General features: G+C 71.5%; 14 protein-coding genes and 1 pseudogene. 9 read left to right on the top strand and 6 right to left on the bottom strand.

The genetic code is table 11. The features are described from left to right. Together MR1_RS15005 and MR1_RS15000 are read right to left on the bottom strand one after the other, a co-directional pair. Positions 1 to 185, bottom strand: a pseudogene (locus MR1_RS15005) (hypothetical protein); the annotation flags it as partial. A gap of 2 nt (positions 186 to 187) precedes the next feature. Then, positions 188 to 1588: an NAD-dependent malic enzyme gene (locus tag MR1_RS15000; protein ID WP_067248613.1), complete on the bottom strand. Its 1401-nt coding sequence runs from the start codon at positions 1586 to 1588 to the stop codon at positions 188 to 190. Positions 1589 to 1793: 205 nt separating this feature from the next. On the opposite strand from MR1_RS15000, the gene MR1_RS14995 reads away from it, so the two are divergent. Continuing rightward, positions 1794 to 2561 (top strand): IclR family transcriptional regulator, encoded by a 768-nt coding sequence (locus MR1_RS14995; protein WP_067248611.1) that lies wholly within the window; start codon positions 1794 to 1796, stop codon positions 2559 to 2561. A gap of 310 nt (positions 2562 to 2871) precedes the next feature. On the opposite strand, the gene aceE is transcribed toward MR1_RS14995, so the two are convergent. Further along, positions 2872 to 5562: a pyruvate dehydrogenase (acetyl-transferring), homodimeric type gene (aceE, locus tag MR1_RS14990; protein ID WP_067248608.1), complete on the bottom strand. Its 2691-nt coding sequence runs from the start codon at positions 5560 to 5562 to the stop codon at positions 2872 to 2874. 274 nt (positions 5563 to 5836) lie between these two features. Between aceE and allB the strand changes: the two genes are divergently transcribed. From allB to MR1_RS14960, 7 genes are all read left to right on the top strand, one after another. Beyond that, complete coding sequence (allB, locus tag MR1_RS14985; protein ID WP_067248606.1) at positions 5837 to 7231, top strand: allantoinase AllB; 1395 nt, start codon at positions 5837 to 5839, stop codon at positions 7229 to 7231. A 120-nt stretch (positions 7232 to 7351) separates the two neighbouring features. Then, positions 7352 to 8104, top strand: coding sequence for an IclR family transcriptional regulator (locus MR1_RS14980; RefSeq protein WP_067248604.1), 753 nt, complete (start codon positions 7352 to 7354; stop codon positions 8102 to 8104). A 241-nt stretch (positions 8105 to 8345) separates the two neighbouring features. Continuing rightward, the gene (locus MR1_RS19860; RefSeq protein WP_157518267.1) at positions 8346 to 8504 is read left to right on the top strand and encodes a hypothetical protein; all 159 of its coding nucleotides are present in this window, start codon (positions 8346 to 8348) and stop codon (positions 8502 to 8504) included. A gap of 123 nt (positions 8505 to 8627) precedes the next feature. After that, positions 8628 to 10130, top strand: coding sequence for a xanthine dehydrogenase small subunit (locus MR1_RS14975; RefSeq protein ID WP_067248601.1), 1503 nt, complete (start codon positions 8628 to 8630; stop codon positions 10128 to 10130). Continuing rightward, complete coding sequence (gene xdhB, locus MR1_RS14970) at positions 10127 to 12508, top strand: xanthine dehydrogenase molybdopterin binding subunit (RefSeq protein ID WP_067248598.1); 2382 nt, start codon at positions 10127 to 10129, stop codon at positions 12506 to 12508. The genes MR1_RS14975 and xdhB overlap by 4 nt, the downstream gene beginning before the upstream one ends. A 12-nt stretch (positions 12509 to 12520) precedes the next feature. Next, positions 12521 to 13426: a xanthine dehydrogenase accessory protein XdhC gene (gene xdhC / locus MR1_RS14965; RefSeq protein ID WP_084344757.1), complete on the top strand. Its 906-nt coding sequence runs from the start codon at positions 12521 to 12523 to the stop codon at positions 13424 to 13426. Continuing rightward, positions 13423 to 14178 (top strand): SDR family oxidoreductase, encoded by a 756-nt coding sequence (locus MR1_RS14960; protein ID WP_067248595.1) that lies wholly within the window; start codon positions 13423 to 13425, stop codon positions 14176 to 14178. Before xdhC ends, MR1_RS14960 begins: the two co-directional genes overlap by 4 nt. Positions 14179 to 14451: 273 nt before the next feature. Here the strand turns inward: MR1_RS14960 and MR1_RS14955 are convergent, their stop codons facing one another. The 3 genes from MR1_RS14955 to MR1_RS14945 form a co-directional block, all read right to left on the bottom strand. Beyond that, complete coding sequence (locus tag MR1_RS14955) at positions 14452 to 15630, bottom strand: MFS transporter (protein WP_255218168.1); 1179 nt, start codon at positions 15628 to 15630, stop codon at positions 14452 to 14454. A 147-nt stretch (positions 15631 to 15777) separates the two neighbouring features. Beyond that, positions 15778 to 17253 (bottom strand): NCS2 family permease, encoded by a 1476-nt coding sequence (locus MR1_RS14950; RefSeq protein WP_067248592.1) that lies wholly within the window; start codon positions 17251 to 17253, stop codon positions 15778 to 15780. Between the two features lie 111 nt (positions 17254 to 17364). Further along, positions 17365 to 17904: a nucleoside deaminase gene (locus tag MR1_RS14945; protein WP_067248589.1), complete on the bottom strand. Its 540-nt coding sequence runs from the start codon at positions 17902 to 17904 to the stop codon at positions 17365 to 17367. Positions 17905 to 18133: 229 nt separating this feature from the next. On the opposite strand from MR1_RS14945, the gene MR1_RS14940 reads away from it, so the two are divergent. After that, complete coding sequence (locus tag MR1_RS14940) at positions 18134 to 18541, top strand: TOBE domain-containing protein (protein ID WP_067248620.1); 408 nt, start codon at positions 18134 to 18136, stop codon at positions 18539 to 18541. Positions 18542 to 18625 lie beyond the last annotated feature (84 nt).

Raw genomic sequence — 18625 nt, 5'->3', positions numbered from 1 at the left:
TCCGCCGCGAAGTCCAGTCGGCCTGCGGCGGAGGCGGCGGCGCGGGCGTCGGCGCGGGCGGCCAGGAGCTCGTCCCGGCGCGAGGCGAAGCGCTCGTGCAGCGCGGCGACGAACGCGAGCGCGTCCGGGGTCAGGATCTCCTCGGCGCGGTCGACCGCGGACGCGGTGGTGCGGATGTCGGGCACGGTCACTCCTTCTCGGACGCGGCGGACTCGGACGAGCGCACGATCGCGTCGGCGACGGCGCCCGCGACGAGGGGATCGAACACGCTCGGGATGATGAAGCTCGCGTTGAGCTCGTCCTCGCCGACGCGGTCGGCGATCGCCTCCGCCGCCGCGACCAGCATAGGCGTGGTCACCTCCGACACCCCGGCGTCCAGCAGGCCGCGGAAGACGCCCGGGAAGGCGAGGACGTTGTTGATCTGGTTGGGGAAGTCGCTGCGCCCCGTGGCGACGACCGCGGCATGGCGTGACGCGACGACCGGGTCCACCTCCGGCGTGGGGTTGGCCATCGCGAAGACGATCGCGTTCTCGGCCATCCCGGCGATGTCCGCCTCGCCGAGGATGTTCGGCGCGCTGACGCCGATGAAGACGTCGGCCCCGACCAACGCCTCCTTGAGGGAGCCCCGGAATCCGCGCGGGTTCGTCGTCGCGGCGAGCTCGACGCGGTGCGCGTCGGCGTACTCGGCGCCGGCGTGGATCGCGCCGTCGCGTCCGCAGGCGACGACGTCGACCGCGCCCTCGGCCAGCAGCAGCTGCACGATGGCGTTGCCCGCGGCGCCCACGCCGGACACGACGATGCGGACGTCGCCGATGGTCTTGCCGACCACCCGCAGCGCATTGCGCAGCGCCGCGAGGGTGACGATGGCGGTGCCGTGCTGATCATCGTGGAAGACCGGGATGTCCAGCTCCTCGCGCAGGCGCGCCTCGATCTCGAAGCACCGCGGCGCCGCGATGTCCTCCAGGTTCACCCCGCCGTACACGGGCGCGATGGCCTTGACCGTGCGGATGATCTCCTCGGTGTCCTTCGTGTCCAGGCAGACCGGCCACGCGTCGACGTTGGCGAACTGCTTGAACAGGGCCGCCTTCCCCTCCATGACCGGCAGCGCCGCCTCCGGGCCGATGTCGCCGAGCCCCAGCACCGCGGTGCCGTCCGTGACCACGGCGATGGTGTTGCGCTTGACCGTGAGCTTTCGCGCCTTGGCCGTGTCCTCGGCGATCGCCGTGCAGACGCGGGCGACGCCCGGCGTGTACGCGCGGGACAGGTCGTCGCGATTGCGCAGCGCCACCCGCGGAACGACCTCGAGCTTGCCGCCCAGGTGCATGAGGAAGGTGCGGTCGCTGACCTGGCGCACCGCGACGCCGTCCAGAGCCTGGACCGCGTCGCGGATGCGCTCCGCGTGCTCCTCGTCCGTGGTGTTGCACGTGAGGTCCACGACGATCGACGCCGGATGGGACTCGACCACGTCGAGCGCGGTGACCGCGGCCCCCGCTCCCGCCGCGGCGGCGGCGAGCTCGCTCGTGACGCTGAAGTTCGACGGTGCGTCGATCCGCAGCGTGATCGAGTTCCCGGGTCCCGGATTCGCCATGTTTCCTCCTCTTCGAGGTGCGTCGCCTCCCGGCCACCACCACAGTCTCCCGACGAACGTCCATTCATTTCGCCTGGTGGAGTCAATTATCTACGATGCGGAAACTCTCCGCAAGCTCTTGGTATGCCAATTTTCGGATACCGAAGGATTGCTACCGCATTGTGGAAGACTTGAGGCGACACGACAACCGTCCAGAGGAGACCCGATGACGGAGACCAAGACCTCGACCGAGGCCGGCGCCGGGGTGCGCTCCGTCGAGCGCGCGTTCGAGATCCTCGAGCTGGTGACCGACGCCGGCGGCGACGTGACCCTCAGCGAGCTCGCCGCGTCGACCGCCCTGCCGCTGCCGACCATCCACCGGCTGCTGCGCACGCTCGTCTCCCTCGGGTACATGCGCCAGCTCCCGAACCGGCGCTATGCCCTGGGACCGCTGCTCATCCGGATCGGCGAGGGGGCCTCGCGCCAGTTCGGCGCACTGGCCCGCCCCCAGCTCGCGCGGCTCGTCGACGAGCTCGGCGAGAGCGCGAACATGGCGGTGCTCGACGGCGACATGGTCGTCTACGTCGCGCAGGTCCCGTCCCCGCACTCCATGCGCATGTTCACCGAGGTGGGCCGCCGCGCGCACCTGCACGACACCGGTGTGGGCAAGGCGATCCTCGCGCAGCTCCCCGACGACGCCGTGCGCGGGATCGTGGCGCGTGCTGGCATGCCCACTCCGACCGACCACAGCATCGGGTCGATCGATGTGCTGCTGGCCGAGCTCGAACGGATCCGCGAGCGGGGGTACTCGATCGACGAGCAGGAGCAGGAGATCGGGGTCCGGTGCTACGCGATGGCAGTGCCGGACGCCCCCACGCCGACGGCGGTGTCGGTGTCCGGTCCCGTCTCCCGCGTCGACGAGCCGTTCGCCGTCCGCGCCGTTCCGCTGCTGCGCTCGGCGGCGGAGGCCATCCGCGCCGAGCTCGCCGCCTAGCCCCGCCCATCCGGCAGCTGAGCGAGCGCCGCGAGACGAGCCGCCTCAGCAGTTCACCGGTCGTTGAGCGACGCTTCGACTCGCTGCGCTCGCTCAGTGCAGGTCTCCGCGAGACGAAACGCCTCAGCAGTTCACCGGTCGTTGAGCGAGCGAAGCGAGACGAAACGCGCTCACCACGTTTCGACTCGTCGCTGCGCTCCTCGCTCAACGACCGACAACCACCGGTCGTTGAGCGACACTTCGACTCGCTGCGCTCGCTCAGTGCAGGTCTCCGCGAGACGAAACGCGCTCACCCGTCCGCAGCGCGGGACTACTCGCCGTCGCCGCCGCTGGTGCCCGCGTTCACGTCGAGCAGGCGGTAGCGCTCGGCGGCCTGGGCGGGCGCCGCGGCGTCCACCTCTCCGCGCTTCGCGAGCAGCTGCAGCGTGCGCACCGCGATCGACGGTCCGTCGATCTTGAAGAACCGCCGGGCGGCGGCCCGGGTGTCCGAGAAGCCGAAGCCGTCGGCGCCGAGGGTCGCCCAGTCGTTCTTCACGAACTGGCGCACCTGGTCGGGCAGGTCCTTCGCGTAGTCGCTGACGGCGACGATCGGTCCCTCGGCCCCCGCGAGCTGCGAGACGAGGAACGGCGTGCGCGATCCCCGCCCGAGGAACTCGTCCTCCTCCGCCGCCACGGCGTCGCGGCGCAGCTCGGTCCACGAGGTGACCGACCACACGTCGGCGGCCACGCCCCACTCCTCGGCGAGCAGCTTCTGCGCCTCGAGCGCCCAGGTCACACCGATGCCCGAGGCGAGCAGGTGCGTGCGCGGGTTCTCCACGGCCGAGATGCGGTGGATGCCGCCCAGGATGCCCTCGACATCGACGTCCGCCGGCTCGGCGGGCTGCACGATCGGCTCGTTGTAGACCATGAGGTTGTAGATGACGTCGCGGTCGGTGGAGTCCGGGCCGTACATGCGCTCGATGCCGGCGCGCATGATGTGGCCGATCTCGTAGCCGTACGCGGGGTCGTACGTGACGACGGCCGGGTTGGTCGCCGCGAGCAGGGGCGAGTGGCCGTCCGCGTGCTGCAGGCCCTCGCCCGTGAGCGTGGTGCGGCCGGCGGTGGCGGAGATGAGGAAGCCGCGCGCCATCTGGTCGGCGGCCGCCCACAGCGAGTCGCCCGTGCGCTGGAAGCCGAACATCGAGTAGAAGACGTACACGGGGATGAGCGGCACCCCGTGCGTCGCGTAGGCCGTCCCAGCTGCGGTGAACGCCGCGATCGACCCCGCCTCGTTGATGCCGACGTGCAGGATCTGGCCCGACGTGCTCTCCTTGTACGACAGCACGATGTCGCGGTCGACGGACAGGTAGTTCTGGCCGCTCGGGTTGTAGATCTTCGCCGTCGGGAAGAACGCGTCCATGCCGAACGTGCGCGCCTCGTCGGGGATGATCGGCACGATGCGGTGGCCGAACTCCTTGTCGCGCATGAGGTCCTTCAGCACCCGGACGAACGCCATGGTCGTCGCGGCCTCCTGCTTGCCGGAGCCGCGCGCGGCGACCTCGAAGACCTTCGGATCAGGCAGGGCGATGGGCTCGTGGGCCGGGCGACGCTCGGGCAGGTAGCCGCCCAGGGCACGGCGCCGCTCCTGCAGGTACCGGATCTCCGGAGCGTCCGCTCCGGGGTGGTAGTACGGCGGCAGGTACGGGTTCTCCTCCAGCTGCGCGTCGGTGATGGGCACGCGCAGGTGGTCGCGGAAGTCCTTGAGATCCTGCAGGGTGAGCTTCTTCATCTGGTGCGTCGCGTTGCGCGCCTCGAAGCGGGGGCCGAGGCCGTAGCCCTTGACGGTCTTCACGAGGATGACGGTGGGCCTGCCGTTGTGCTCGAGCGACTTCGCGTAGGCGGCGTACACCTTGCGGTAGTCGTGGCCGCCGCGCTTGAGTCCCCAGATCTCGTCGTCGGTGAGACCGTCGACGAGGGCGCGGGCGCGCGGGTCGCGTCCGAAGAAGTTCTCGCGGATGAACGCGCCCGACTCCGCCTTGTACGTCTGGTAGTCGCCGTCGCGCGTCGTGTTCATGACGTCGACGAGCGCGCCGTCCGTGTCACGGGCGAGCAGGTCGTCCCACTCCCGGCCCCAGATCACCTTGATGACGTTCCACCCCGCGCCGCGGAAGAACCCCTCCAGCTCCTGGATGATCTTGCCGTTGCCGCGCACCGGGCCGTCGAGGCGCTGCAGGTTGCAGTTGACGACGAAGGTGAGGTTGTCGAGGCCGTCGTTGGCGGCGAGCTGCAGCAGGCCGCGGGACTCGGGCTCGTCCATCTCGCCGTCGCCGAGGAACGCCCAGACGTGCTGGTCGGAGGTGTCTTTGAGGCCCCGGCCGTGAAGGTAGCGGTTGGCCTGCGCCTGGTAGATCGCGTTCATGGGGCCGATGCCCATCGACACCGTCGGGAACTCCCAGAACTCCGGCATCAGGCGCGGGTGCGGGTACGACGACAGCGCATGGCCCTCACGGGACTTCTCCTGACGGAACCCGTCGAGGTCCTCCTCGGTGAGGCGGCCCTCCAGGAAGGCGCGGGCGTACATGCCGGGCGAGGCGTGACCCTGGAAGAAGACCTGATCGCCGCCGCCGGGGTGGTCCTTGCCGCGGAAGAAGTGGTTGAAGCCGACCTCGTACAGGGTGGCGGCGCCGGCGTAGGTGGAGATGTGGCCGCCGACCCCGATGCCGGGGCGCTGGGCGCGGTGCACCATGACGGCCGCGTTCCACCGCATCCAGGCCCGATACCGCCGTTCCCGCTCCTCGTCGCCGGGGTAGCCGGGCTCCTCCGAGGCCGGGATGGTGTTGACGTAGTCGGTCGTCGTCATCGGCGCGGCGCGCAGCCCCGCGTGATCGGCGAGCATGCGGACGATCGCGGCGCCGTTGTCGGCCCCGCGCACCTGCACGAGCGCGTCGAGGGAGTCGCGCCACTCCGCCGCCTCCTCGGCGTCGAGGTCGGCGACAGAGGCGGAGAGGGAGAGATCGGTCACGGATCGGCCTTCTTTCGGGAGGCGGGGACGGCGGTGGCCCGCGAACCGGCCGGAACGGACGTCGGGCCGGCGGGACGGATCATTACTTCCGATCTACGGAAGTTTTCTTCTACACTGCGAAATGGTACGCCAAACCCCGAGAGGACGCCACCGTGCTCCGCGACCGCATCGCGACCGCGCAGGAGGAGTTGACGGGCGAGGGAACGGCGTGCGCTAATTTCTTTGGATGAGATCCGGGTTTCGTATGGTGGAAGCCCGCAGAAGGGACCGCGACATGTCGCAAGAGACCGCACGGGACGACGCCGCCGAGGCGTCGCTCGACCCCACCGGCGAGCGCTACGACCTCGTCATCCGCGGCGAGCGGGTGCTCACGACGGCGGGCGTCAGCCCCCGGGAGGTGGGCGTCCGCGACGGCGTCATCGTCGCGATGCAGCCGCTGGGCAACGGCCTCGTCGGCGACGAGGTCATCGAGCTCGCCGCGGACGAGACGCTGATCCCCGGGCTCGTCGACACGCATGTGCACGTGAACGAGCCCGGCCGCACGGAGTGGGAGGGCTTCGCGTCGGCCACGCGCGCCGCGGCCGCCGGCGGGGTCACCACGATCGTCGACATGCCGCTGAACAGCATCCCGCCGACCGTCACCGTCGAGGCCCTGAACGTCAAGCGCGAGGCCGCCCAGGGCCAGACCCACGTGGACGTGGGCTTCTGGGGCGGCGCGATCCCGGGCAACACCGGCGATCTGCGCGGCCTCCACGACGCCGGCGTCTTCGGCTTCAAGTGCTTCCTGCTCCACTCGGGCGTGGACGAGTTCCCTCCGCTGGACGCGGACGAGATGGAGAAGGACATGCGCGAGCTGGCCTCCTTCGACTCCGTGATGATCGTGCACGCCGAGGACTCGCGCGCCATCGATCGCGCCCCGCGCCCGGAGGGCGACGACTACGCCAAGTTCCTCGCCTCCCGCCCGCGCGGTGCGGAGAACCTGGCGATCGCCGAGGTCATCGAGCGCGCGCGATGGACGGGCGCACGGGCGCACGTCCTCCACCTGTCCTCGTCCGACGCCCTCCCCATGCTGCGCTCCGCCAAGAACGACGGCCTCCGCCTCACGGTCGAGACCTGCCCGCACTACCTCACCCTCACCGCCGAGGAGATCCCGCACGGCGCCACGCAGTTCAAGTGCTGCCCCCCGATCCGCGAGGCGGGCAACCGTGAGCTGCTGTGGCAAGGGCTGGAGGACGGCACGATCGACTTCATCGTGTCCGACCACTCCCCCTCCACCCTCGACCTCAAGGACCTGGAGAACGGGGACTTCGCCGTGGCGTGGGGCGGGGTCGCGTCGCTGCAGCTGGGTCTGTCCCTGATCTGGACCGAGGCCCGCCAGCGCGGTCTGTCCCTGGAGACGGTGGTGTCGTGGATGAGCGACCGCCCCGCCCAGTTCGCCGGACTGACCGGCAAAGGCCGCATCGCCCCGGGCTACGACGCCGACTTCTCGATCTTCGCGGCGGACGACGCGTTCGTCGTGGACGTCGCGAAGCTGCATCACAAGAACCCCCTCACCCCGTACCACGGCAAGGCGCTCGCGGGCGTCGTCCGGCGGACCTGGCTGCGCGGCGAGGTCGTCGACGGCGAGACGCCCCGCGGCCGCCTGCTGCGGCGCGGCATGACGGACTGACGCGCCCCGGCGGAGCGGCCCGGTACCGCTCCGCCTTCGCATTCCCGCGCGGCACATGGGATAGCCTGTCCGACAGAAGACTTCCACGATGCGGATATCCCCGCCCGACGAAAGGCCCTCATGCCCGCTGGACCCTCGGACGGCGTGAAGTCCGTCACCCGCGTCTTCGACCTTCTCGAGCTCATCGCCGACGCCGGCGGCGACGTCACCCTCAGCGAGCTGTCCGCCGCGGCCGACCTGCCGCTGCCGACGATCCACCGCCTGCTGCGCACCCTCGTGTCCCTCGGCTACGCCCGTCAGCTGGCGAACCGCCGGTACGCGCTCGGTCCTCGCCTCGTGCGCCTGGGCGAGGTCGCGAACCGGAAGTTCGGGCAGATCGCCATGCCGCAGCTCAAGGAGCTCGTGGAGCGCCTCGGCGAGACCGCCAACCTCGCCACGATCGACGGCGACCGCGTCATCTACGTCTCCCAGGCCCCGTCGCCGCACGCGATGCGGATGTTCACCGAGGTCGGCCGCCGCTCGCACCTGCACTCGACGGGAGTGGGCAAGGCGATCCTCTCCCAGCTCGGCGACGACGAGGTCCGCGAGATCATCGGCCGCACCGGCCTGCCGCCCGCGACGGCCCACTCCCTCACCACGATCGACGCCCTGCTCGCCGACCTCGCCGTCTCCCGCGAGCGCGGGTTCGCCATCGACGACGGCGAGCAGGAGATCGGCGTCCGCTGCTACGCGATGCCGGTGCCGGGCATGCCGGTGCCGACGGCGGTGTCGGTCTCGGGGCCCGTGGCGCGGGTCGACGAGGACTTCGCCGAGCGTGCCGTGCCCGTCCTGCGGGAGATCGTCGAGGAGATCGCCGCGCTCGCCGCCTCCTGACCCCCGTCCGCCTCCGTCGGGCGGGGTCGCCGGCCCCGCCCGAGAACCCGGAAGCCGGCAGGCGCGCCCCCTCAGAAGGTATACCGCCGAGGGCGGAAGGTATACCGACGATCCTCTTGACCGCCGTCGCGCGGCGCCGTTACGCTTTCCGTTATCCAGAACTTCGGTTCCGTGATATGGAATTCTGGTCCGTTCCTCGCTTCCGGGGAGCGCTCGACGACGAGACAGAGGAGAGGTGACGATGACGCCGCAGGACGATCAGCGCACAGAGGACGCCGCACGGGCGGCCGCTCACCCGCTCATCCACGTCGACCCGGACTTCTATTTCCCGGCGCAGCGCGAGTCCGGAGCCCGCCGGTTCCTGCGCGCCCTGCGCCACCTGATCCCCCGAACCACCTGACCCGAGACCGCCCCTGCCGCCGCGGCGACGCGGCGCCTAGACTCGCAGCCAAGCGTCCGCACCGGCGACGAACGCTCGCACCGCCCGACGCTGCGCACGAGCCGGAACGAGGAGAACACCTCCATGACTGACACCGACGTCACCCTCACCGTCAACGGGACCTCCCGTCCGCTCGGCGGCACCCCCGCGCACACGACCGCCCTCGACTGGCTCCGCGACACCGGCCTCTCCGGGAGCAAGGAGGGATGCGCGGAGGGGGAATGCGGCGCCTGCGCCATGCTGCTGGCCACCCCGACGCCGGACGGCGGCACCGCCTGGACGCCCGTCAACGCCTGCCTCGTTCCCGTCTACGCGCTCAACGGCCAGGAGATCGTGACCGCCGAGGGCCTGGGCTCCCCCGAGGACCTGCACCCGGTGCAGGAGAAGCTGGCCGAGGCCGGGGGCTCCCAGTGCGGCTATTGCACGCCCGGCTTCGCGTGTTCCATGGCCGGCGAGTACTACCGCGCCGACCGCGCGCCGATCGACGCCTCCGCCCCGGCGCACGACGAGGACTGCCCCGCGCATGACGCCGAGCACGGCCCCAACGGGTTCGACCTGCACGCGCTGAGCGGCAACCTCTGCCGCTGCACCGGCTACCGGCCGATCCGCGACGCCGCCTACTCGCTGGGCTCGCCGGCGGACTCCGATCCGCTGCGGCAGCGGCTGCAGGAGCCGGCCCCCTCCGCCATCCCCACGGACGCCGTCGTGGACGGCGCGCGCTTCGTCCGCCCGGCGACCCTCGCCGAGACCCTGCGCCTGCTCCACGACGAGCCGGACGCGCTGCTCGTCGCCGGCTCCACCGACTGGGGCGTCGAGGTCAACATCCGCGGCCGCCGCGCACCGCTCGTCGTCGCGATCGAGCAGCTCGACGAGCTGCGCACGCTCTCGATCGAGGACGACGTCGTCGAGATCGGAGCCGCACTGTCGTTGAGCGAGGTGGAGAAGCGCCTGGACGGCCGCATCCCCCTGCTGGCCCAGCTGTTCCCGCAGTTCGCCTCCCGCCTGATCCGCAACCGCGGCACGTTCGGCGGCAACCTCGGCACCGGGTCCCCGATCGGCGACACCCCGCCGGCGCTGCTCGCGCTCGGAGCCCGGGTCGTGCTCGCGTCCGTCGCCGGCGAGCGCGAGGTCGACCTCGCCGAGTACTTCACCGGATACCGGCAGACCGTCCGCGCCGCGGACGAGCTGATCCGGGCCATCCGGATCCCCCTCCCGCTGGCCGGTCTCACCGCCTTCCACAAGATCGCGAAGCGGCGCTTCGACGACATCTCCAGCGTCGCGGTCGCCTTCGCCCTGGACGTCGACGACGACGGGATCGTGACGGCCGCGCGGATCGGTCTCGGCGGCGTCGCCGCCACGCCGCTGCGCGCCCGCGCGACGGAGGAGGCCCTGATCGGCCAGCCGTGGAACGTCGCCACCGTCCGCACGGCGTCGGAGATCCTCAAGAACGAGGGGACGCCCATGTCGGACCACCGCGCGAGCGCCGACTACCGCTCGCTCATGCTGGGCTCGGCCCTGCTCAAGCTCTACAGCACCACGCAGCGCCCTCAGGCCGAGGGCATCGACTCGAAGGAGGTCCCGGCATGAGCGCCCTGGCCGATCGTCCCGAGAACCCGGTCGTCGGCGTCCGCGCCGCGCACGAGAGCGCAGCCCTGCACGTGACGGGGGCGGCGATGTACACCGACGACCTCGCGGCGCAGACCGCGGGCGTCCTGACCGCCTGGCCGGTCCAGTCCACCCGCGCGCACGCGAAGGTGACCGTCGACGTCTCCGGCGCCTACGAGGTCCCCGGAGTCGTCCGCGTGCTCACGGCCGCCGACGTGCCGGGCGTGAACGACGCCGGCATCAAGCACGACGAGCCGCTCTTCCCCGACGAGGCGATGTTCTACGGGCACGCCCTGGTCTGGGTGCTCGGCGAGACGCAGGAGGCCGCGCGCCTCGGCGCCGAGCGCGTGCAGGTCGAGTACGAGGACCTCCCCTCCTTCATCACGGTGCAGGAGGCCATCGACGCCGGGTCCTTCCAGGGGATCCCGCGCACGGTCGTCCGCGGCGACGCCGCGGCCGCCATGGCCGCGAGCGCGCACGTCTTCGAGGGGGTGAGCGAGTTCGGCGGGCAGGAGCACTTCTACCTGGAGACGCACGCGTCGCTGGCCGTGCGCGACTCGGAGGGGCAGTACTTCATCCAGTGCTCCACGCAGCACCCGTCCGAGACGCAGGAGATCGTCGCGCACGTGCTCGGCGTCACCTCCAGCCAGGTGACCGTGCAGTGCCTGCGCTTGGGCGGCGGGTTCGGCGGCAAGGAGATGCAGCCCCACGGCTTCGCCGCGATCGCGGCCCTGGGCGCGAAGCTCACCGGACGTCCGGTGCGCGTGCGCCTGAACCGGACGCAGGACCTGACGATGACCGGCAAGCGCCACCCCTTCCACATCACGTGGAAGGCCGGCTTCGACGAGTCCGGGATGATCCAGGCGCTCGAAGCCGTGCTGACGGCGGACGGCGGGTGGAGCCTGGACCTGTCCGAGCCGGTCCTGGCGCGGGCCCTGTGTCACCTGGACAACTCCTACTGGATCCCCAACGTCCACGCGCACGGCAGGATCGCGAAGACGAACAGGACCTCCAACACCGCCTACCGCGGCTTCGGCGGCCCCCAGGGCGTCTACCTGATCGAGGACATCCTCGGCCGCGTCGCACCGCAGCTGGGGATCGACCCGCTGCGCCTGCGCGAGCAGAACTTCTACCGGCAGGGGCAGACGACGCCCTACGGCCAGACGGTGAAGGACGCCGACCGGCTCGGCACGATCTGGAACCAGCTCCTCACCGAGGCGGACGTGGTGTCGCGCCAGGCGGAGATCGCCGCCTTCAACGCGGCCAGCCCGCACGTGAAGCGCGCGATCGCGATGACGCCGATCAAGTTCGGCATCTCCTTCAACTTCGCCGCGTTCAACCAGGCCGGCGCCCTCGTGCACGTCTACAAGGACGGCTCCGTGCTCATCAACCACGGCGGCACCGAGATGGGCCAGGGCCTGCACACGAAGATGATGCAGGTCGCCGCCACGGCGCTCGGGCTGGAGCTGCACCAGGTGCGCCTGGCTCCGACCCGTACCGACAAGGTCCCGAACACCTCGGCCACGGCCGCGTCCAGCGGCGCCGACCTCAACGGCGGGGCGGTCAAGAACGCGTGCGACCAGATCCGCGAGCGGATGGCGAAGGTCGCGGGACGCCTCCTCGGCGTCGACGAGCGCGACGTGCGCTTCTCCGGCGGCTACGTCACCGGTCTCGGGAACACCGTGCAGCGGCTGACGTTCGCCGAGGTCGCCGCGGCGGCGTACTTCCAGCGCATCCAGCTGTTCGCCGCCGGCTACTACCGCACCGAGGGCCTGCACTGGGATCCCGAGGCCATGCACGGATCCCCGTTCAAGTACTTCGCGTACGGCAGCGCCGCCACCGAGGTCGAGGTCGACGGGTTCACCGGCGCGTACCGGGTGACGCGCGTCGACATCGTGCACGACGTGGGCGACTCCCTCTCCCCGATGCTCGACATCGGCCAGATCGAGGGCGCCTATGTCCAGGGCGTGGGCTGGCTGACGCTGGAGGAGCTGCGCTGGGACCAGAGCGACGGCCCGCACCGCGGCCGGCTGCAGACGCAGTCCGCGTCCACGTACAAGCTGCCGAGCTTCTCCGAGATGCCCGAGCAGTTCCACGTGCGCCTCTTCGAGAACGCGCGGGAGGAGGGTGCCGTCTACGGATCCAAGGCCGTCGGCGAGCCGCCGTTCATGCTCGCCTTCAGCGCCCGTGAGGCGCTCCGCCAGGCCGTCGCGGAGTTCGGGCCCACCGGTCACTCCGTGGACCTCGGCTCGCCGGCGACGCCCGAGGCGGTGTTCTGGGCGGTCCGCCGTGCGCAGGAGGCGGGCGCCTCCCGGGACGCCGCAGCGGCGCCCGCCGAGCGGACGCTGTCCGCCGTCTGATCCGAGGATCCCGTGGACTGGCTCGATGCCCTGCAGCGGCTGCGCGCACAGCGCACGCCGGCGGTCGTCGTGACCCTGGCCATGGTGCGCGGGCACTCGCCGCGCAACGGCGGGGCGAAGATGGTCGTCTCCCCCGGCGACGTCTTCGGCACCGTCGGCGGCGGCAACCTCGAGGCCACCGCGATCGACCGGGCGCGCGCCATGCTCGCCCAGGGCACCGCAGAGCCGGAGCTGCTGACGCTCACGCTGAGCGACAAGGCGACGACCGAGTACGGCGTGCAGTGCTGCGGAGGAGAGGTCACGATGATGCTCGAGCCGATCCGGGTCGTCCCGTCCGTCGCCGTCTTCGGGCTCGGCCACGTCGGACTGGAGCTGGCCCGCATCCTGTCGCGGCACGAGCTGGAGCTGACGCTCGTCGACTCGCGGGCGGAGATGCTCGCGCCCGAACGGATCGGGGATCCGGGCTCCGCCGGGGTCCTGGGCGACGCGGTCGCGCGGGTCCGCGTCGTGCATGCTCCCGTCCCCGAGTCTGCGCTGGCGGAGCTTCCCGGGGGCGCGCACGTGCTCGTCATGACCCACGACCATGTCGAGGATCTGGCCGTGGTGGACCAGGCGCTGCGCGCGCCCGGGCTCGGGTCCGTCGGGCTGATCGGATCGGCGTCGAAGTGGGCGCGGTTCCGGAAGAAGCTCCGCGAGCTGGGCCAGGACGAGGCGGCGCTCGCCCGGGTGACGACGCCGATCGGCATTCCCGAGGTGACCGGGAAGCAGCCCGCGGTGATCGCGGTGAGCGTCGCGGCCCGGATCCTGCAGCTGATCGACGACCAGGCCCCGGTCGTTGAGCGAGCGCAGCGAGACGAAACGCCCCAGCCTCCGGCCGTTGAGCGAGCGCAGCGAGACGAAACGCAGCGCCCCGGATGAGCGCCCCCTCCGCGATCGTCACCGGTGCCGGCAGCGGCATCGGCCGCGCTGTCGCCCGCGCCCTCCTCGCGGACGGCTTCGGGGTCACGCTCGCGGGGCGCCGCGGTGAAGCGCTGGAGGAGACGGCGTCGTCGGCGGGAATCCGGGCAGAGGGGGCGCTCGTCGTCCCGACGGACGTCACGGACGCGGCGCAGGTCGATGAGCTCGTCCGCCGCCACGTCGAGCGGTTCGGTCGGCTCGACGTCCTGATCAACAACGCCGGGGTCTTCGGACCGGTCGCCGACGTCGGCTCCCTGGATCCGGACGACTGGGACGCGACCTGGGCGGTCAACGTCACCGGCGCCGTCCTGTGCGCCGGTGCGGCTTTCCGGCAGATGCGCGCGCAGCGTCCGGCGGGCGGTCGCATCGTGAACAACGGTTCGATCTCCGCGCAGACGCCGCGGCCGCTGTCGGTCGCCTACACGACGACGAAGCATGCGATCGCGGGGCTCACGAAGTCGATCGAGCTCGACGGCCGGGATCACGGCATCACGGCGACGCAGCTCGACATCGGCAACGCCCGCACGGGCATCGTCTCGGGGATCGTCGGGGACGGAGCGCTCCAGGCCGACGGCTCCCGTCGCATCGAGCCCACGATGGATGCCGCGCATGTGGCGGATCTCGTGGTCCGCGTCGCTCGCCTGCCGCTCGATGTGAGCGTCCCGCAGCTCACCGTGACCGCCGCCGGCATGCCGTTCATCGGCCGCGGCTAACCCCCTCCCCGTCTCCCCCTCCCCGGGTTTGGGGCCCATCCCACGGGTTCGGGGTCCGCCGTGGGGCCGTTTCGCCCCGGATCGCGCCCCGAAACCCCCGACAGATCCCCCGGAGCCCTCGACACGGGGCCGGGGATGAGGCGGGGGTGGGGCCCGCTCCGGGGAGTTGGGGTCCACGGCGGGGTCTGCTGGCCCCGGATCGTGCCCCGAACGGGCGAGACGGGCCCCGAACCCGGCGCCGCGCGGGGCGGGATGAGGACGGGAGACGCCGGATCAGGCCGCAGGAGGACGGGAGACGAGGAAGGCGCAGGGCAGGGTGAGGAGGGCGAACGCCGCGGCGGCGAGCAGAGCCGCGGGGAACGCGAAGGCGGCGGCGAGCGCCCCGACGACGACCGCCCCGAGACCGGTGCCTGCGTCGAAGCCGATGTTCCACGCGGCGCTCGCGACGACCTGATCGCGCGGGGCGACGGCGGCGAAGGCCGCGCCCATCGTCAGGTTCTGCAGTGCGCCGTATCCGATCCCGACGAGGGCCATGCCCGCCGCCAGCGCCCCGTCGCGCCCGGGCTCCGCGGCGGCGAACGCGGCGAGCCCGAGCCCGCCGACGGTGGTGAGCACGAACGGCCACAGCAGCCGCCGCACCCCCACCCGGTCGGCCACGTGCCCGATCCCCCAGCGGGTCAGCGCGGCGAGTCCGGTGAGCGCGAGCAGGGCGAGGGTCGTGGTCGCCGCGTTCGCGGTGAGCTGCGGGACGAAGGTGATGAGCGCACCGCCGGCGAGCGTCACCCCGAGCAGCAGCAGCACAGGCGGCACCAGCCCCACGAAGCGACGCAGGCCCCGATGCGCATGGGCGGGCTCGGGATGGGGCGGGACCGCCTCCAGCCGTGCCCCGAGCCGCGCGGCGGCGACCACGCCCGCCAGGGGAACCGCGGCCGCGACGAACACCGTCGCGAACCCGAGGGTCTCGGCGATCCAGGGGGCGAGCGGCAGCACGAGCACCTGCGGCCCGGCGATCCCGAGTCCGAAGGCGCCGATCGCGCGGCCGCGCCGCGCCGGCTCGATGAGCTCGGCGACGGCGCTCGATCCGCAGACGGTGAGGATCGCGAACCCCACGCCGCGCAGCGCCGCGATCGCGAGGATGGGCGCCAGCCCGTCGGACAGCAGATGGAGCGGAGCGGGCAGGCCGAGGAACACGAGCCCCGCGATCAGCACCCGCTTCCATCCCCAGCGATGAAGGAAGCGCGGCACGGCGAGCTGCGCGAGGACCGTGCAGAGCATGAAGATCCCGGTGACGAGACCGACGCCGAACTCGTCGGCGCCGCCTCGCGCCGCCCACAGCGGCGCCACGGGGAAGAGGAGCGCGTAGCCGGTGAACCCCGACACGATCATCGCGAGGAGCGCGGGCATGCCGGGCTCGCGCCAGACGGACCGGGCGCTCTGCGTCTGCGTCGTCATCGTGCTCCATCCTCCCACCGCGTCCGCCCTCGCCGCCCGCCCCGGCGACCGACCCACCGCCCCGCCCGAACGCCGAGTGGTCAGTTTCTGTGGGTTGCACCGGCGCGAACCCGCAGAAACTGACCACTCGGCTACCGGGGAGGGGGATCAACCGCCCGCGAGGAGCGCCTCGATCGGACCGCGGGCGAAGTACACGGCGAAGCCGGCGGCGACGACCCACAGCAGCCAGTGCACCTTGCGCGCCCGGCCGGCGAGCGTGTTCACGACCGCCCAGGCGATGAACCCGGCGCCGATCCCGTTCGCGATCGAGTAGGTCAGCGGCATGGTGACGATCGTGAGGAACGCGGGCATCGCCACGGCGAACTTGTCGAACTTGATCTCCCGGATCTGCGCCATCATCAACGCGCCCACGATCACGAGGGCGGCCGCGGCCACCTCGATCGGCACGATGGCCGTGAGCGGGGTGACGAACATCGACAGCAGGAACAGCCCGCCGGTGACCAGCGCCGCGAGCCCGGTCCTGGCCCCCTCCGCGATGCCGGCCGCGCTGTCGATGAAGACCGTCGCCGAGGAGCTGGAGGTGCCACCGCCCATGACGGCACCGGCGCCCTCGACGACGAACGCGCTGCGCAGGCGCGGGAAGGTGGCGTCCTTGCGCGCGATCCCCGCCTCCCGGGCGAGCCCGGTCATGGCGCCCATGGCGTCGAAGAAGTTCGTGAACAGCAGAGTGAAGACGAGCATGACCGCGGACAGGATGCCGATGCGCCCGAAGGATCCGAGGAGGTCGAACTGCCCGACGAGGGAGAAGTCCGGCACGCTGACCCACTGCGCGGGCATCGCCGGCACGGACATGTGCCAGCCCCCGGGGTTCTTTCCCGCGGGATCGAGCGGGCCGAGCTTCATCGTCGCCTCGACGATCACCGAGACGATGGTGCCCGCGATGATGCCGATGAGGATGGCCCCCGGGACCTTCCGCGCGATCAGGATGCCCATCAGCACCAGCGTGCCGACGAAGATGAGGGTCGGGATCGAGGTCAGCGAACCGCCGTCGCCCAGCTGCACGGGCGGGCCGGCCGGGGTCCGGTTGACGAAGCCGGCGTCGACGAATCCGATGAAGGCGATGAACAGGCCGATGCCGACCGTGATGGCCGCCTTGAGCGCCTGCGGCACGGCGTGGAAGATCGCCGTCCGGATCCCGGTCGCCCCGAGCAGGACGATCAGGATGCCGTTGATCATCACGAGCCCCATGGCCTCGGGCCAGCTCACGTCGCCCACGACCGAGACCGCGAGGAAGGAGTTGATCCCGAGCCCGGCGGCGAGCGCGAACGGCACCCGGGCGACCAGGCCCATGAGGAGGGTCATCACTCCGGCGGTCAGGCCCGTCGCGGCCCCGACCTGCGCGAAGTCGAGGGAGTTGCCCGTGACGTCCGTGCCCCCGGAGAGGATGATCGGGTTGAGGATGACGATGTACGCCATCGCGAAGAAGGTGACGAGTCCTCCGCGGATCTCCTGCGGGATGCTGGATCCTCGCCGGGTGATGTCGAAGAACCGGTCGAGGGCGCCCTTGGGCTCGGGGGGTTCGATGGCGTCCGCGCCATCGCGGACTTCGGCGGTCTGAGACATGTGCTCTCCTGCTCGAAAGGCGTGCCCGGACGTCCTCGTCCGGGCACGACGGTGTATTGGTGACGTGCTCGCGTCGTGTGCGGGGATAGGGTGCGCGGATCGCGCGGTGTGTCAGTAGTCGGTGCGGTTCGCCGTGTGCGTCCACTCGGTGAACGGGGCGACGCGCTGGTCGGCGGGCAGCGTCTCCTGGGCCACGGGCATGATCTCCCGGTCCTGGGCGTCGCCCTCGAAGTAGCGGTAGAACAGCGCGTCGTCGAAGCCCGCGTCGGCTGCGTCGTCGCGGTCCGCGGCGAAGTACACGCGGTCGATGCGCGCCCACAGCGACGTCGCCAGGCACATCGGGCACGGCTCGCAGCTGGTGTAGAGGACGGCGCCGGTGAGATCGAAGGTGGACAGCCCGGCGCAGGCGTTGCGGATCGCCGTCACCTCGGCGTGCGCGGACGGGTCGTTGTTGGCGGTCACGCGGTTCACGCCCTCGAAGACCCGGCCGTCGGCGGTGACGACGATCGCGCCGAACGGGCCCCCGGAGTTGCGGACGTTGTCGGTGGCGAGGTCGACCGCGCGGGCGAGGTACTCGGCGGGGCTGGGTGTGGTGGCGTCGGCGGCCCCGTCGACGGGGGTGCCAGAGGTGCTGAGGCCGATCGTGTGCATCAGAGAGCTTCCTTGCTGTCGCTGTCGCGGTGAGGACCGATCGGGTGAGGGATCCTCGTCGATCCGCGGTGGGGAATCTGATGCCCTGGACGAGTTTCAGAGGGGATCCTCCCGGGCGCTTCGAGGCTAGCAACGAAGATCGCGCTCGTCCACGGCTATTCGGAAAAAAGCTTCCACAATGTGGTATACCTTCTTGCTGTTCCGCATGTGCGGAGATATCGTCGCCTTCATGACGCATTTTCGGATCAGCGAGGCCGCAGCGCTCGTCGGCGTGAGCGACGACACCGTCCGGCGGTGGGTCCACGACGGGTCCCTCACCGTCTCGCAGGACGCGTCGGGCAGGCAGGTCGTGCCCGGCGCCGAGCTGGCCGAACGGGCCAAGGCGATGGCGGCGGACGTCACGGATGTCGGCGATGTCCGCCGCAGTGCCCGCAACCGCTTCGTCGGGCTCGTGACCCGCGTGGAGATCGACGGCCTGATGGCGCAGGTCGAGCTGCAGTGCGGCCCGCACCGCGTCGTGTCCCTGATGTCCGCCGAGGCCGCGCGCGAGATGCGGCTGGAGGTCGGATCCAAGGGCGTCGCCGTGGTCAAGGCGACCATGGTCATCCTCGAGACCGACAAGGACCCCCTCCGATGAACGCTTCCCTCCCCCGCCGCGCCGGCCTGGCCGCCGCGCTCCTGACCGCCGCCCTCGGGCTCGGCGCCTGCGCTCCGGCCGGGG

This window comes from Microbacterium resistens NBRC 103078, assembly GCF_001552355.1.
Classification (GTDB): domain Bacteria; phylum Actinomycetota; class Actinomycetes; order Actinomycetales; family Microbacteriaceae; genus Microbacterium; species Microbacterium resistens.
Note: the sequence above shows the minus strand (reverse complement) of the source record. Positions and strands in the feature narration are given on the sequence as shown.

What these genes read in the sequence shown, in the direction of transcription:
- MR1_RS14960 (WP_067248595.1), top strand. Translation starts at nt 13,423, where the DNA reads ATGAGCGCCCCCTCCGCGATCGTCACCGGTGCCGGCAGCGGCATCGGC.
- MR1_RS14955 (WP_255218168.1), bottom strand. Translation starts at nt 15,630, where the DNA reads ATGACGACGCAGACGCAGAGCGCCCGGTCCGTCTGGCGCGAGCCCGGC.
- MR1_RS14975 (WP_067248601.1), top strand. Translation starts at nt 8,628, where the DNA reads ATGACTGACACCGACGTCACCCTCACCGTCAACGGGACCTCCCGTCCG.
- MR1_RS14980 (WP_067248604.1), top strand. Translation starts at nt 7,352, where the DNA reads ATGCCCGCTGGACCCTCGGACGGCGTGAAGTCCGTCACCCGCGTCTTC.
- xdhB (WP_067248598.1), top strand. Translation starts at nt 10,127, where the DNA reads ATGAGCGCCCTGGCCGATCGTCCCGAGAACCCGGTCGTCGGCGTCCGC.
- allB (WP_067248606.1), top strand. Translation starts at nt 5,837, where the DNA reads ATGTCGCAAGAGACCGCACGGGACGACGCCGCCGAGGCGTCGCTCGAC.
- MR1_RS19860 (WP_157518267.1), top strand. Translation starts at nt 8,346, where the DNA reads ATGACGCCGCAGGACGATCAGCGCACAGAGGACGCCGCACGGGCGGCC.
- MR1_RS14950 (WP_067248592.1), bottom strand. Translation starts at nt 17,253, where the DNA reads ATGTCTCAGACCGCCGAAGTCCGCGATGGCGCGGACGCCATCGAACCC.
- MR1_RS14940 (WP_067248620.1), top strand. Translation starts at nt 18,134, where the DNA reads ATGACGCATTTTCGGATCAGCGAGGCCGCAGCGCTCGTCGGCGTGAGC.
- MR1_RS14995 (WP_067248611.1), top strand. Translation starts at nt 1,794, where the DNA reads ATGACGGAGACCAAGACCTCGACCGAGGCCGGCGCCGGGGTGCGCTCC.
- MR1_RS15000 (WP_067248613.1), bottom strand. Translation starts at nt 1,588, where the DNA reads ATGGCGAATCCGGGACCCGGGAACTCGATCACGCTGCGGATCGACGCA.
- MR1_RS14945 (WP_067248589.1), bottom strand. Translation starts at nt 17,904, where the DNA reads ATGCACACGATCGGCCTCAGCACCTCTGGCACCCCCGTCGACGGGGCC.